The 13,378-nt window shown below is 53.3% G+C and carries 13 protein-coding genes and 1 other RNA gene; 7 read left to right on the top strand and 7 right to left on the bottom strand.

Going from position 1 to position 13,378, the window contains the following annotated elements:
- Window position 1 precedes the first annotated feature (1 nt).
- Window positions 2-2,173: a DNA helicase II gene (gene uvrD, locus Q0X64_RS01970; protein ID WP_297808331.1), complete on the bottom strand. Its 2,172-nt coding sequence runs from the start codon at window positions 2,171-2,173 to the stop codon at window positions 2-4.
- A gap of 156 nt (window positions 2,174-2,329) precedes the next feature.
- Complete coding sequence (gene trxA / locus Q0X64_RS01975; protein WP_297808333.1) at window positions 2,330-2,656, bottom strand: thioredoxin TrxA; 327 nt, start codon at window positions 2,654-2,656, stop codon at window positions 2,330-2,332.
- Between the two features lie 156 nt (window positions 2,657-2,812).
- Between trxA and rhlB the strand changes: the two genes are divergently transcribed.
- Genes rhlB through Q0X64_RS01990 form a run of 3 tightly spaced genes read left to right on the top strand, consistent with a single transcriptional unit; the run spans window position 2,813 to window position 5,121 of the window.
- Complete coding sequence (gene rhlB / locus Q0X64_RS01980; RefSeq protein ID WP_297808336.1) at window positions 2,813-4,126, top strand: ATP-dependent RNA helicase RhlB; 1,314 nt, start codon at window positions 2,813-2,815, stop codon at window positions 4,124-4,126.
- Window positions 4,110-4,451: a hypothetical protein gene (locus Q0X64_RS01985; protein WP_297808338.1), complete on the top strand. Its 342-nt coding sequence runs from the start codon at window positions 4,110-4,112 to the stop codon at window positions 4,449-4,451. The genes rhlB and Q0X64_RS01985 overlap by 17 nt, the downstream gene beginning before the upstream one ends.
- Window positions 4,438-5,121 (top strand): hypothetical protein, encoded by a 684-nt coding sequence (locus tag Q0X64_RS01990; protein WP_297808340.1) that lies wholly within the window; start codon window positions 4,438-4,440, stop codon window positions 5,119-5,121. The genes Q0X64_RS01985 and Q0X64_RS01990 overlap by 14 nt, the downstream gene beginning before the upstream one ends.
- A gap of 11 nt (window positions 5,122-5,132) precedes the next feature.
- Here the strand turns inward: Q0X64_RS01990 and Q0X64_RS01995 are convergent, their stop codons facing one another.
- From Q0X64_RS01995 to Q0X64_RS02015, 5 genes are all read right to left on the bottom strand, one after another.
- Entirely contained in the window at window positions 5,133-5,732 is a 600-nt protein-coding gene (locus Q0X64_RS01995) for a DUF502 domain-containing protein (protein WP_297808343.1), read from the bottom strand.
- A gap of 89 nt (window positions 5,733-5,821) precedes the next feature.
- Window positions 5,822-7,033: a UbiH/UbiF/VisC/COQ6 family ubiquinone biosynthesis hydroxylase gene (locus Q0X64_RS02000; protein ID WP_297808346.1), complete on the bottom strand. Its 1,212-nt coding sequence runs from the start codon at window positions 7,031-7,033 to the stop codon at window positions 5,822-5,824.
- Window positions 7,030-8,262, bottom strand: coding sequence for a 2-octaprenyl-6-methoxyphenyl hydroxylase (gene ubiH / locus Q0X64_RS02005; RefSeq protein ID WP_297808348.1), 1,233 nt, complete (start codon window positions 8,260-8,262; stop codon window positions 7,030-7,032). The genes Q0X64_RS02000 and ubiH overlap by 4 nt, the downstream gene beginning before the upstream one ends.
- Before the next feature lie 20 nt (window positions 8,263-8,282).
- Entirely contained in the window at window positions 8,283-9,596 is a 1,314-nt protein-coding gene (gene pepP, locus Q0X64_RS02010; protein WP_297808351.1) for a Xaa-Pro aminopeptidase, read from the bottom strand.
- A gap of 7 nt (window positions 9,597-9,603) precedes the next feature.
- Entirely contained in the window at window positions 9,604-10,152 is a 549-nt protein-coding gene (locus Q0X64_RS02015) for a UPF0149 family protein (protein WP_297808354.1), read from the bottom strand.
- A gap of 150 nt (window positions 10,153-10,302) precedes the next feature.
- On the opposite strand from Q0X64_RS02015, the gene Q0X64_RS02020 reads away from it, so the two are divergent.
- The 4 genes from Q0X64_RS02020 to Q0X64_RS02035 all read left to right on the top strand — a co-directional run bounded on the left by Q0X64_RS02020 (window position 10,303) and on the right by Q0X64_RS02035 (window position 13,144).
- Window positions 10,303-10,512, top strand: a complete 210-nt coding sequence (locus Q0X64_RS02020; protein ID WP_297808357.1) for a TIGR02449 family protein — start codon at window positions 10,303-10,305, stop codon at window positions 10,510-10,512.
- Window positions 10,509-10,814, top strand: a complete 306-nt coding sequence (locus Q0X64_RS02025) for a cell division protein ZapA (RefSeq protein ID WP_297808360.1) — start codon at window positions 10,509-10,511, stop codon at window positions 10,812-10,814. Before Q0X64_RS02020 ends, Q0X64_RS02025 begins: the two co-directional genes overlap by 4 nt.
- 43 nt (window positions 10,815-10,857) lie before the next feature.
- Window positions 10,858-11,041, top strand: a non-coding RNA gene (gene ssrS / locus Q0X64_RS02030) — 6S RNA.
- A gap of 360 nt (window positions 11,042-11,401) precedes the next feature.
- Window positions 11,402-13,144 carry an OFA family MFS transporter gene (locus tag Q0X64_RS02035; protein ID WP_297808363.1) on the top strand — a complete coding sequence of 581 codons (1,743 nt, stop codon included), beginning with the start codon at window positions 11,402-11,404 and terminating at the stop codon, window positions 13,142-13,144.
- The last annotated feature ends 234 nt before the right edge of the window (window positions 13,145-13,378 follow it).

Raw genomic sequence — 13,378 nt, forward strand, 5'->3', positions numbered from 1 at the left:
GTTATAAGACTTCTAAGTTAGCATAAGCCATGACCAGCCATTTGCTGCCGGCATGTTTGAAGTTGACCTGAACCCGGGCATTTTTACCGGCGCCCTCGGTATCGATCACCGTGCCGGGCCCGAATTTTTTATGCAGCACCTGCTGACCGGTTTTGAGGCCGCTCTCATTGAGCTCGATTTGACCCTGACCGCGCAGGCTGCCCAGCGAGGGAGCAATCTGATTATTGCGGGCACGGACCTGCTCCACGCATTCCGGCGGCAGTTCGCTTAAAAAGCGTGACGGCCTTTGTATCATTTCCTGACCATAAAGGAAGCGCTGCTCAGTATAAAGCAAGTAGAGTGTCTGGCGGGCACGGGTCATGCCCACATAGCAAAGCCGACGCTCCTCGGCCAGACGAAGCGGGTCATCGCTGGAGCGCTGACCGGGAAACAGGCCTTCTTCCATGCCCACCATAAACACCACGGGAAATTCCAGCCCCTTGGCCGAATGCAAGGTCATCAGCTGCACACAGTCTTCCCACTGATCGCCCTGGTTTTCACCGGCTTCCAGGGCCGCATGAGAGAGAAAGGCATCCAGATCGGACATGTCTTCGGTTTCATCATCCTGCGGTCTGACAAACTGGCGGGTAGCGGTGATCAGTTCATCCAGGTTTTCGATCCTGCCTTGGCCTTTTTCCGACTTGTCCTTGGCAAAGTGCGCGCGCAGACCGCTCTCGTCAATCACCAGCTGCGTCAGTTCATGCAAAGGCATATCACTGTCTTCTGGCGTCAATGAATCGATCAGCGTAATAAAGGCAGCCAGCGCATTACCGGCGCGGGCGGAGAAGGCTTTGGCATCGAGCATTTCCAGCGCGCTGTGCCACATCGACAGGTTGCGCTCGCGGGCATACTGACGCAGCTGGGTCAGGGTGGCCGCGCCGATTCCGCGGGTCGGGGTATTCACAATCCGTTCAAAAGCGGCATCATCACGGCGGTTTGCAATCAAACGCTGGTAGGACAGCACATCTTTGATTTCGGCACGTTCGAAGAAGCGCAGGCCACCATAAACGCGGTAGGGCATGCTGGCTTGCAGCAGGGCTTCCTCTATCACCCGTGACTGGGCATTGGAGCGGTAGAGTACGGCACAGTCCTGACGTTGGCCATTCTCATCGACCCATTTACGTATTTGTTCGACCAGGTAGGAGGCTTCATCGCGTTCATTGAATGCGTTGTAGACCTGTATCGGATCGCCATCATCGTCTTCAGTCCACAGCTCTTTGCCCAGTCGTTCGCTGTTATTGGCAATAACACTGTTGGCTGCTTTGAGTATGTTGCCGGTTGAGCGGTAATTCTGCTCAAGCCGGACGGTGGCACTACCCTGGTAATCCTGATCGAACTGTTGAATATTTTCGATACGGGCACCGCGCCAGCCGTAAATAGACTGATCATCATCGCCGACAATAAACAGGTGGCCGCTGTGACCGGTTAACAGACGTAGCCAGGCATATTGCAGGGTGTTGGTATCCTGAAACTCATCCACCAGGATCTGCCGGAAGCGTTGCTGGTACTGGGCCAGAATATCGGGACGTTTAAGCCAGAGCTCATGCGAACGCAGCAGGATTTCGGCAAAGTCGATGACCCCGGCGCGCTGACAGGCCTGTTCGTAGGCCTGGTAAATGGCCAGCATTTTCTGCGAGTAGGGATCATTGCCTGCCTGAATATCCTTGGCGCGCAGGCCTTCGTCTTTCTGGCCGTTGATATACCACTGTGCCTGCTTGGGTGGCCATTGTGCCTCGTCCAGTTCCATGCCGCGGATGATGCGTTTGAGCATGCGCAACTGATCATCGCTGTCGAGGATTTGAAAGCTTTGCGGCAGTTCGGCATCTTTCCAGTGCGCACGCAAAAGACGATGTGCCAGGCCATGGAAGGTGCCCACCCACATGCCGCCGGGCGGATAGCCCAGCATCTCCTCGATACGGCCACGCATTTCGGCCGCCGCTTTATTGGTGAAGGTCACCGCCAGGATATTGGCCGGTGAAAAGCCTTCTGCCTGAATCAGCCAGGCAATCCGGTGCACCAGCACCCGGGTTTTGCCACTGCCGGCACCGGCCAGAATTCGGGCATGACCCAGCGGCGCGGCCACGGCTTCGCGCTGGGGCTTGTTCAGATCGTTGAGTATCTCGGATACATCCATTCTTAGATTTGCTGTTGAATTAGACTGCCAGTTTGCCTGTTAAATGACAGACAGGCGGTGAGAAGTCAAAAGCGCAGACAAGCGGGGGTTGCGCGCGAGGGGACGGCTTGTTGCAGGACGGCCCCACACCCGCAGGTGTGGGGGCAGGCAAACTGCTTACAGGTTGCTGTCCAGGAACGCTGACAATTGTGACTTGGTCAGCGCACCGACTTTAGTTGCTTCAACTTCGCCGTCTTTAAAGAGCATCAAAGTCGGGATACCACGGATGCCATAACGAGGCGGTGTGTCCTGGTTCTCGTCGATGTTCAGCTTGGCGATTTTCAGTTTGCCGGCATATTCACTGCCGATTTCTTCCAGAACAGGCGCGATCATTTTGCAGGGACCACACCATTCCGCCCAGTAATCAACCAGGACGGGAACGTCGGATTGCAATACTTGGCTATCAAAGTCGCCATCGGTCACGTTGGTGACGTTTTCGCTCATGTTTTATCTCCAGTGGTATATAAAGTATCGTTGGAGCTTACCCTTGCAACTAAAGTTCAGGCTTTGACCTGACATCTGCAAGCTACTTGGGTATATACTCCCATGCGATAGAGCCTAACATTTTTTCCTATCATCGAACCTAATGCAAATATTTCTATGAGTGCACATCTAACTGACCAGGCCTTTAAAACCCTGCCCTTGAATCCCGCGCTGCAGGCAGGCCTGGCACAGGCGGGCTTTGAATTCTGTACCCCGATTCAGGCGCAGGCGCTGCCGCCACTGCTAAGAGGCGAAGACGTCGCCGGCCAGGCCCAGACCGGCACCGGTAAAACCATTGCCTTCCTGTTGGCGACATTTCAACGTTTGCTGGAAAAGCCCGCTCCAGACAACTGGGACGGCAAACAACCGCGCGCGCTGATTCTGGCCCCGACGCGGGAACTGGCGATCCAGATCATGAAGGATGCCAAACTGCTCAACACCGAAGCCGGCCTGCGCATTACCATTGCCCACGGCGGTAAGGATTATCAGAAACAACGTGATGCCATCAGTGAAGGCTGCGATGTGCTGGTGGGCACCCCGGGCCGCCTGCTGGATTACCATAAACAGCGCGTGTTCAGCCTCAAATATGTTGACGCCATGGTGCTGGACGAGGCCGATCGCATGTTTGATCTGGGCTTTATCAAAGATGTGCGGTACTTCCTGCGCCGCATTCCCAAACCGGAACAACGCCTGGGCATGCTGTTCTCGGCAACGCTGAGTTACAAGGTCAGTGAACTCGCCTATGAGCACATGAATAATCCGCAGAAAGTGCAGATCGCGCCGGAAAAAATGATGGGCGATCGCATCGAGGAGTCGGTGTATTACCCGGCCAACGAAGAAAAGATTCCGCTGCTGCTGGCGCTGATCAAGCGCCTGCAGCCGGAGCGCAGCATTATTTTCGTTAATACCAAGCAGGCTGCAGACCAGGTCTGGGGCTATCTGGAAGGCAATGAGCACAAAGCGGCATTACTGTCAGGCGATGTGCCACAGAAAAAACGCGAACGTTTGCTGCAGCATTTCCAGGATGGTGATTTTCCGTTTCTGGTGGCCACCGACGTGGCGGCGCGGGGCTTACATATCCCTGCTGTGAGTCATGTGTTCAACTTTGACCTGCCTCAGGATGTCGAAGATTATGTACACCGTACAGGAAGAACGGCCCGTGCCGGTGCCAGCGGTGTGGCCATCAGTTTTGCCTGCGAGGAGTTTGTGTTTTCTCTGCCGGATATAGAAGCGTTCATCAAGCATAAACTGCCTGTTGCTTCTACCACTGATGAGACCCTGGTCGAACCCCAGCCACCTGTGAAGCGGCAGAAGAAACCGGCGCATAACCGTAACCGGAATGATGGCGGCAAACGCAGTCGTCCGCGGCGTAACCGCAGCGGGCAGAAACGGTCGCCGGCCACAATGAACGCCCATGCAAATAAACAATAACCGACCGGCTGATTTTTATCCTTTAGTTCCGGCAGACAACCGGAACAACAGCCGTCTGCCGGCGGTTTTCGACAATACTCAGGCGCTGGCGCCGGTCAATCGCGAGCGCAATGACAACACCACGGTGGTGCTCCCAGCTACCCGAAGTGAAGATGGTCAGCAGGCCCGGTTTGTCAGAAATTTTATCAGCAGTGACCGCCGCTTTGATGGCGACAATGCCCAGCCGGGCTTCTTACCACGAGCGGTGCAGCAGTATCTTTATATCAACGACTTAGCCAATCAAACCACAACACAACAGGGACAGTTGCTGGATGAGATGGTCTAGTCTGCTGCTTGCCGCTGTGCTGATGCTCACTGCCTGTGCCGGTAACAGCCAGGGCGGCGGCATCGATCGGCTGGCGAAAAGTGATATTGATGAAGTCATTGAACTGCATCAGCAGGCAGTAATGCGGGATTTAAAAAAGCTGATGATCAAGCTTTACAAACGCAATCCCGATCAGCGCTATGACCGTGACGAAAGAGACATACGCGCCAGCGTGGAACTGACTTTCTCCAGACCGGCCAATTTCCGTTATGCCAATTACCAGCATCTCAATAAGCCTACTGATATTGTGCGGCTGGCTCTGGATCAGGATTATCAGGGCGACCGGGTGCTGGCTTTTATTGTCGGCCTGCAGCAGATGCTGATGGCTTCTTATGGCAACAAGACCGAGTTTTTTTACCTGACTGCCATTGATCAGCAAAAACTCTATAACAGTGCCCGTAATATCGAGATTGCTGCCTGGATCCTGGCAAACAGTTATGATGCTGAGGGCAGACCATTGTTACTCAGCGACAGCCTGGCCGGGGAAAAGCGTAATCTCAGTTACCAACGCCTTATCGGCCGTATGATAGCGACGCAGGATAACCTGGCTCAGATCATTTCACAGAAGACCGGTCGCATCATCAAAACCGTGGTGGTTCGTGCAGCGACCATGGTGTTCCTACCAATTTAAGCAGATAAGCATTAGTCCTTATCACCATTACTGGCCACACCCGCTGTCAGCACAAAGCGCATCGCCTGTTCCATGCTCATGTCAATGGGACGCAAGCGGCTCGTTGGCATCATGATCGGATAGCCACCGATGTTGTAGCTCATCGGCAGATAAACGAGTACCTTCTCCTGTTGTTCATCCTCGGCTAGCGGCAGCGAGGCAGAGGAGTCCAGGGTAACGAAACCGATAAGCTCCATATCATTGCCCATATCCACGGCGACCACTTGCTGAAACTCGGTCTGGCGGCTGGGAGAAAAATACTGGAAAAAATCGCGAATCGCACCATAGACCGACTTGATCAACGGCATGTGATAAAGCAGATCCTCGATTTTATTGAATAATGCTTTAACCACATAAAGCTGCATCAGCATGCCGATAACAAACACCAGCAGTAGCGCGGCAACAAAGCCCATGCCGGGCCAGTAAAGCACATCTGGCAGAATAAATTTGATGACGCCGCCCAGCGCTTTTTCAGTAGACACCACAAACCAGTAGATGAGGTATAAAGTCAGCATCACCGGCAAAATGGTGATGAGACCGGTCAGAATCTGGCGGGTGATAAAACGAAACATCAGCGATCTCCGGGCAAAATAATGCAGCCAGTATTAGCGACAAATGCGGAGCGGTCAATCTGTGGCTGTGACCGTATCCTCATTTCAGGCTATTCGTTATGTTGACGCTGACTGAGCGGTGGCCGGGCGAAGCTGCGGCTGGCAGCCTGATGCATAAACAGATTTTTCAGCCAGCGACTGCGATTGACGCCGCGAAGTCCACTGCGGCGTAGCCACTTGAACGGCGGCAATGGGCTGCTGAACACCCTTTTGAACATATCCATACTGAATTGCATTAGCAGATTATCGGCGTGACGCTGGCGTTGATATTTCTGCAGCGTATGCAGGCTGCCGATATCACGGCCATGGTGGTGGGCATGATGAACAACCTCAGTGAGCGCAGCGGCATCAAGCAGGCCGATATTGACGCCCTGACCGGCCAGCGGATGAATAATGTGTGCCGCGTCACCAACCAGCGCCAGTCCGGGGCGGATATAGCTGTCAGTGTGTTTGAGTTGCAGAGGAAAGGCCGCGCGTTCACTGATGGCGGTGATGTTACCCGGCTTTTGCTGACAGGCCTGGTTCAATTCCTCGATAAAGACCTGCTCACTCAGTGACAGCAGTCGATCGGCACTGTCGCTATTCAGCGACCAGACGATAGAACATTGGTGGGTGTCATGCAGGGGAAGAAGTGCCAGTGGCCCCTCTGGCAAAAAACGCTGCCAAGCCGTGTGCTGGTGGCTGTGATCGGTGGTGACTGTGCAGACCAGCCCTTTCTGTCGGTAGGACCAGCCTTTTAGCTTGATACCGGCCCATTCCCGAAGCGGTGACTGGGCACCGTCAGCCGCCACGATCAGACGGGCGCTGAGGCTGTCACCGTTATCCAGGGTCAACTGCCGGGGTTCATAGTTTACCGGGGTGGCCGGGGTGAGCAGGGTGATATTGGGCATTTGCCGGCATTGTTGCAGGCAGCTTAGCTGTAACAGGCGGTTTTCCAGCAAATGGCCCAGCCAGGGTTCGCCCATATCGGCCGCATTGAAATGCAGTTCATCCTCGCTGTTCTCCCATACCCGCATATCGGTGAAAGCAGAGAGTCGCTCGGCCGGTAGCTGAGACCATATGCCCAGTTTTTCCAGCATGACTTCACTGCTGCGGGTAAGCGCACTGACTCTGAGATCATAGGGAGAGTGGGGGGGCAGGGGATCCGGCTGCCGGGCTTCCACCACTGCAATCTGCAAAGCTTCCTGCTGTGCCAAAGCCACGGCCAGGCTGGCCCCGACCATGCCGCCACCGACAATCACAACATCATAATGCTGTTTCACAGTCCGATACCTCGTCCCAGTCTGGGTTGAGTCTGAGCCAATCCCATACTGCGCTGTGCCAACCAGTTTTTCAGTGGTGGCAAGGTATCAAGCGCTGCCAGTCCGGCCCCGCGAAGATGTCCCAGCAGGCTGATATTGTTACTGAATAGTTGCACCAGGTGGTGGGTGGCGCGAACCAGTTGATCCTGATCTTTCTGCCGCCATTGCTGATAGTTGTGCAGTATTGCTGCGTGACCACAGTCTTCGCCTGCATCAGTTAATAGCTCGGCTAACACCGCGACATCACGCAGCCCCAGATTGAAACCCTGACCTGCAATTGGATGCAGGCTGTGGGCCGCATTGCCAATCAGAACGCAACGGGGCTGGACAGGCATATCTGCCTGCATCAGGGTGAGCGGATGACTGCTGCGCTGGCCGACCTGGATGAAACGGCCGGCGCGGTAACCGAAGCGTTGCTGAAGTTGATCCAGAAAAACCGTATCAGGCGCATCGAGCAGTGCCTTTTCCTGCCCTTCGCTGACAGTCCAGATCAGGCTGCTGCGGTTGTCCGACATCGGTAGCAAAGCCATTGGCCCGCTATCGGTAAAACGCTCGAAAGCCCGACCATTGTGAGCCTGATCGGTGCTGATATTGGCGGTGATGGCAATCTGCTGGTATTGCTGCTCACGGGCATCAAGGCCCACCAGGCGGCGAATCGTCGAATCCCGGCCATCGGCTGCGACCAGCAGTTTAGCACTGAGCTTCTGGCCATTATCCAGACTGACTTCAATGCGGTCATCAAGCTTTGACAGTGATGACACCTGTGCCGGACAGAACAGGCTGAGTTGTGTCATCTGCTGCAAATGCCGGTTCAGATGCTGTCCCAGATCGCGCGCAGTCAGCACCTGTCCCAAAGCCGGGACTTGCTGCTTTTCCGCCGACAAGCGGGTGACGCCAAAACGGCCGCGGTCGGAGATATGAATATGTTTGATGGCAGTCGCACAAGGCGCAATATCAGGCCACAGGCCCATGCTTTGGAATATGGTCTGAGAGCCATAGCTGAGGGCAATACCGCGGTCATCATAGCTGGGCTGGCTGTTATTAGCCAGCGAACGGGCTTCGATCAGGCCGATATTGAGCGCACTGTTTTTCAGCGCAATGGCGAGGCTGGCGCCCACCATGCCGCCGCCCACAATCAGCAGATCGAACTGTGTTTTTTGCTGCTTTTGGTGCGCGTCCGCTAGGTTCATCTTTTTTCTCTGTCGATGTATCAGTGACGGCATTCGGCCATTAATGCTTCGATGTCATCAATTTCTTTGGGCGCGCCCTCGGATAGCACTTCGCAGCCATCTTTGGTGACCAGTACATCGTCTTCTATGCGAATCCCGGTGAAGTGCCATTTTTTATCAATATGCCCGGGGTCGCGGATATAGAGACCCGGTTCCACCGTCAGTACCATGCCCGGTTCCAGCAGTCGCCACTGCTCATCGATTTTGTAGTCACCGACATCGTGCACGTCCATACCCAGCCAGTGGCCGGTGCGATGCATAAAAAACTCACGGTAGGCCTGGTCAGCAATCAATTGATCGCGCTCGCCTTTAAGCAGGCCCAAATCAATGAGCCCCTGGGTTAATACCCCGACGGCCGCTTCGTGCGGCTGATTCCAGTGATTACCGGGTCTGACGGCGGCAATGGCCGCTTTCTGGGCGTCCAGTACCACTTGATATAACTGACGCTGGGCCTGGGTGAACTTGCCATTGACCGGAAAGGTGCGGGTAATGTCGGCGGCGTAGCACTGATATTCAGCGCCGGCATCAATCAGCAACAGATCATTGTTTTTGAGTTTGCTGCTGTTTTCAATGTAGTGCAGGATGCAGCCGTTTTCACCGCCACCCACAATGGAGGGGTAGGCCGGAGAACGACAGCCGTTTTTCATAAACTCATGGATCAGTTCGGCTTCGACTTCGTATTCCCACTTGCCGGGCTTGGTGAATTGCATGGCGCGGATATGCGCCTGTGCTGAAGCCTCGGCAGCGTAGCGCATGGCTTTGATTTCAGCGCTGGATTTGAACAGCCGCAACTCATTCAGGCTGTGTTCCAGGTCGATGATCTCATGCGGTGAGTGCTTGCCGGCTCTGGATGCCTGGCGCAGGTGGTTGAGCCAGTTAACCATATGCTGATCAAAGCCGGGCTGATTGCCCATGGTGTAAAACACTTTCTGCTTGCCTTCCAGCAGGCCGGGCAGAATGTCATCCAGATCGGTAATCGGGTAGGAGTCATCAGCGCCATACTGAGTCACAGCGCCATCCTGGCCGGCACGGTAACCATCCCAGATTTCCTTATCCAGATCGCGTTCCCGGCAGAACAGGATAAATTCACCATGTTCCCGGCCCGGAATCAGCACCATAACCGACTCCGGTTCATCAAAACCGGTCAGGTAGTGAAAATGACTGTCACTGCGATAAGGATAATCGACATCGCGGTTGCGGTTGGCAACCGGTGCGTTGGGTAACACGGCGACACTGTCGTTGCCCATCAACTCCATCAGGCGCTGGCGGCGTTTGGCAAGTTCTTTTTTCAGCATATTTCAGTTAGTGTTCGGTATTTTCCTGGGTCGGGTCTTCAGGCTGCATCTCACCATAGAGCAAAAACAGGCCCATACGCAGATACTCGACCAGTTCTTCAAAATTGGCTTGTTCGTCTTCGCTGTCTTCAATGCCCTCAAAGCTGACCTGGCTGATCTTGATCACATCGGTGACAAACTCCTGACAATCATCAGACAAATCGGTTTCATTGGTCATGCCCGAAGTGCCCAGGCCGAAAACCAGCCCCTGGCACCAGTCGGCCATGGCAGAAAGCTTGGAGCTGAGCGGCGCATCGTCGGCCGGTAATTCCATCTGAAAGTCGAAATCAAGGCTGTTCAGCGACTGAATGGTATTGTCGAACAGGTGAACCAGATCCAGTTGTTCTTCTTCTCCGGGCTGGAAGTCTTCAAACAGCTTTTTATACCAGTTTGTGCGATCGGCCATGGAATCCATACATAGCAGGCCGCATAATGCGCCTTGTAATTCGGCCAGAGTGGCCGGACCGTCACCGGTTTGCTTGTCTGGTGACAGCGAGGGGAAGTAAAGTTGTGACATAAAACTTGAACCTGAATTAAAAATTTCAACTGGGCCGACCGAAATGCAGCGATGCGGCCACGAGAGCCACTATTATGACAGTTGTTGACCCGGTCGGCAGGGCACGTCTATAGTTAGGCATCATTCTCGCATAGCCAAGAACTCATATTAATGGATAAAAACGCGATTCAACAATTGGAACAGCAAGTTGATGAACTGCTTCGTACCAGTCGCCGTTTGCGGGAAGAAAATATGTTGCTCAAATCTCAGCAGGCAGCCTGGCTGAGTGAGCGTGCCCAGTTGATTGAAAAAACCGATGTGGCGCGCAACCGTATTGAAAAAATGGTCAGCCGTCTGAAAGAATTGGATAACGAAATATGAGTTCACCGGTTACTGTTAACATCCTCGGCAAGGAATACCAGATAGCCTGTCCGGAAGAGGAAAAAGAAGCGCTGATTGCTTCTGCCGGGATGGTGCATGACAACATGGAAAAGATCCGCCAATCCGGCAAAGTCGTGGGCGTGGATCGCATTGCTGTGATGGCGGCTCTGAATATTGCGCACGAACTGATTCAGTTCCAGCATGATGAAGGCCATGACCTGGAAAAAATCAACAACAAGATTTCTCAGCTCAAAGAGCGGGTTAGTGCTTTTCTGGACGAGGATCGCCAACTCGAACTCTAAAAAAATCTGGGCTTCACGGCGCAATATTGCGTATCATTCAGTTATGTCCCTGCGGTGCTCGACAGCGACACTGTGTGTCTTGAGCCGATAAGCAAATGCTTAGGAAACCAAAATCTCGGAGTCGAAAAACAAGCCCGCTACGACGGGAAGTTTGCCGGCTTCATGCGGTTTCCCTCTTGGACCCGATGGTTCAAGAACCCCCGTCGCATCGACACTGTGGGGCTACTTTTCCCCTTTATCCTCATTCACTGTGAAAGCAGTCATTGCTGCATGGTGAAGAGGCTATCGTCTTTCTTCGCAGAGCTATCCATTTGAGTGCGATGGGCACCATTACCTCACTCGGTTATCAACAGTAGCTGGCCGTTCTCCCGACTTTCTCACCAAAAGCCATAATACTCTCCTGAATCCGTCAAGCGTCAGAGCTAGTTGCAGATAAAGATTATATTTGACATCCCGGTGCTTGTTTTCAGCCTGTTTCTTTTAAATATGCTTTCCCTAACATATTGATTTAATCAGGGATTTTGGTTTACTGATAAGCCAAGCTAGCTTTTAAAATCTGAATAGCCTGATTACAGAGAGGTATGTCGATGTCATTGCTCGGTCAATTGTCCACCAAGCTGGGTAAGAAACACATTGTTGCAGGGCCCCGCTTCAACCGTTGGTTGATTGCGCCAGCTGCACTCGCCATACATCTCTGTATCGGTTCTGTTTATGCCTGGAGTATTTTTAATCCGGCGTTAACCAAACATTTCGGTGTTGTCGCTGGATCAGCTGATGACTGGAGCTTCTCAGCAGTAGTATGGATTTTCTCTACCGCGATTGTATTTTTGGGCCTCGCCGCTGCTGTCGGCGGTAAATGGCTGGAAGAAGTGGGTCCCCGGGCGACAGGATTTCTGGCGGCATGCCTCTGGGGCGGTGGATTTCTGATAGGCAGTATCGGTATTGCCACCCATCAGCTCTGGCTCATTTATCTCGGGTATGGCGCCATTGGTGGTTGTGGACTGGGTCTGGCTTATGTGACGCCGGTGAGTACGCTCATTCGCTGGTTCCCGGATCGGCGTGGCATGGCGACTGGTATTGCGATTATGGGGTTTGGTGGTGGTGCGATGATTGGGGCGCCGCTCAAAACCTACCTGCTCAGCTTCTATTACCAAGCACCGGAGTATCTCGGTAAGGTCAGTGACGTGAATCTTGTCACCGAAGCGGGCCGCCGCTATGCCGAGGTGGCCGGACAGCAGCTGGAAGTTGTTATAGCTTCAGCTTCGGATATGCTGAAAGCACCGGTGCCGGGACCGGAAGGTGTTTATGTGGTTGGTACCGGTGACACTGGCGCAACTGGGGTGTTTATCACGCTGGGTATTGTTTATCTTATTGTTATGACCATTGCTGCGTTCAGCTTCCGGGTACCAGCAAAAGACTGGAAACCCGAAGGCTGGGAGCCCAAACCCGTTGAGAAAGGTAAGGGCAAAAACGCGCTTATTAGCGACAACCATGTACACATTGATCAGGCGCTCAGGACACCACAGTTTTATCAGCTTTGGCTCATGCTCTGCCTTAACGTAACCGCTGGTATCGGCGTGATCGGTGTCGCCAAAACCATGATCAGTGATATTTTCAGTCCCAATCTGCCATCTATCGTTGATGCCAGCTTTGCGGCTACTTATGTGCTGATGATCAGTGTTTTTAACATGTCAGGACGTTTTCTGTGGTCCTCAGCTTCTGACTATATCGGCCGTAAAAATACCTATCACTGCTTTTTTGTGCTGGGGGCGATTTTGTATATGTCGATTCCATTTATCGCTACCCAGGCTACAGTCAGTCCCGGCGTGACTGCACTGGTGATGTTTTACGCAGTGACAATGATTATTTTCACCATGTACGGTGGCGGTTTTGCGACGATTCCTGCTTATCTTGCCGATATCTTCGGCACCCTGCACGTTGGTGGCATCCATGGACGACTGTTAACCGCCTGGAGCACAGCCGGTATTCTGGGCCCATTTGCGATTACATATTTGCGTGAGCATTCAATGAACAAGGTCTTACACGAACTGGCATCCAAGGTGGATCCGGCCGCCTTTATGCAGAAGTTCGGTGACAGCGTCAGCAACCTGGATCAGTTGATTGCTGCTAAAACAGTAACGATTTCACAGTTGATGGAAATTGCACCTGCCGGCACGATGGATCCGACACCAAGCCTTTACAACACGACAATGTTTGCGATGGCTGGTTTGCTGATGATAGCGTTTCTGGCTAACCTGACTATGCGCCCTGTGCACGAGAAACATCATGTGCAGCATACTCATCCCGAACTCGCGATGGATGTAAAATAAAGTTTGGACTATTTGCTGTTTAAGTTGCTCAAGATTGCGCTCATAGCTGCAGTATTAGTGGCCATTTTCTGCCTGGCAAGACAATCATTGAGCTCCACTGTTAAGGGCTTTGCAGCATGGTATATCAGGGTCGCCAGACAATGTAACGGTGACATACTTTGGGGATTATTTGCGTTGCTGATTCTGGCGATAGTCGCCATCACTTTGGCAGATTATGCCAACTGGCTGTGAGTT

The sequence above is a fragment of the uncultured Methylophaga sp. genome (assembly GCF_947259025.1).
Lineage (GTDB): Bacteria > Pseudomonadota > Gammaproteobacteria > Nitrosococcales > Methylophagaceae > Methylophaga.

What these genes read in the sequence shown, in the direction of transcription:
- pepP (WP_297808351.1), bottom strand. Translation starts at nt 9,596, where the DNA reads ATGCTGAAAAAAGAACTTGCCAAACGCCGCCAGCGCCTGATGGAGTTG.
- Q0X64_RS01990 (WP_297808340.1), top strand. Translation starts at nt 4,438, where the DNA reads ATGAGATGGTCTAGTCTGCTGCTTGCCGCTGTGCTGATGCTCACTGCC.
- rhlB (WP_297808336.1), top strand. Translation starts at nt 2,813, where the DNA reads ATGAGTGCACATCTAACTGACCAGGCCTTTAAAACCCTGCCCTTGAAT.
- Q0X64_RS01995 (WP_297808343.1), bottom strand. Translation starts at nt 5,732, where the DNA reads ATGTTTCGTTTTATCACCCGCCAGATTCTGACCGGTCTCATCACCATT.
- ubiH (WP_297808348.1), bottom strand. Translation starts at nt 8,262, where the DNA reads ATGAACCTAGCGGACGCGCACCAAAAGCAGCAAAAAACACAGTTCGAT.
- Q0X64_RS02020 (WP_297808357.1), top strand. Translation starts at nt 10,303, where the DNA reads ATGGATAAAAACGCGATTCAACAATTGGAACAGCAAGTTGATGAACTG.
- Q0X64_RS02015 (WP_297808354.1), bottom strand. Translation starts at nt 10,152, where the DNA reads ATGTCACAACTTTACTTCCCCTCGCTGTCACCAGACAAGCAAACCGGT.
- Q0X64_RS01985 (WP_297808338.1), top strand. Translation starts at nt 4,110, where the DNA reads ATGCAAATAAACAATAACCGACCGGCTGATTTTTATCCTTTAGTTCCG.
- Q0X64_RS02035 (WP_297808363.1), top strand. Translation starts at nt 11,402, where the DNA reads ATGTCATTGCTCGGTCAATTGTCCACCAAGCTGGGTAAGAAACACATT.
- Q0X64_RS02025 (WP_297808360.1), top strand. Translation starts at nt 10,509, where the DNA reads ATGAGTTCACCGGTTACTGTTAACATCCTCGGCAAGGAATACCAGATA.
- trxA (WP_297808333.1), bottom strand. Translation starts at nt 2,656, where the DNA reads ATGAGCGAAAACGTCACCAACGTGACCGATGGCGACTTTGATAGCCAA.
- uvrD (WP_297808331.1), bottom strand. Translation starts at nt 2,173, where the DNA reads ATGGATGTATCCGAGATACTCAACGATCTGAACAAGCCCCAGCGCGAA.